The organism is Streptomyces violaceorubidus (genome assembly GCF_000717995.1).
In the GTDB taxonomy this organism is placed as follows: domain Bacteria; phylum Actinomycetota; class Actinomycetes; order Streptomycetales; family Streptomycetaceae; genus Streptomyces; species Streptomyces violaceorubidus.
In genome coordinates this window covers 1-223 of record NZ_JODM01000243.1, presented here as the reverse complement: position 1 = coordinate 223, position 223 = coordinate 1, and the positions used below count along the sequence as shown (strand labels likewise).

Annotated in this window: 1 protein-coding gene; it reads right to left on the bottom strand. The window is 69.5% G+C overall.

The annotated features are described in order from the left end of the window. A partial coding sequence (locus tag IE94_RS37030; protein WP_037925255.1) for a hypothetical protein occupies positions 1-223 on the bottom strand: 223 nt, incomplete at both ends.

Below are 223 nucleotides of genomic sequence, written 5' to 3'. Positions count from 1 at the left end.
CGGGCCATGCGGGTGACCAGTGCTCACCGAAGGTGTGGCCGAAGTCGTCGACGTAGACCTGCCGGACCATGTGCACCACCGGGCCACTCTGCCCGATCGTGACGGGCGGCGTCTGCTGGGGAGCGCCCGTGGCGGGCAGCAGCACGTTCAGGTACTGCAGCCGCACCGGCCAGTGCACGACGGCCAGCTGCGGGATCGCGTCACCGACCTCACTGTTCCAGTG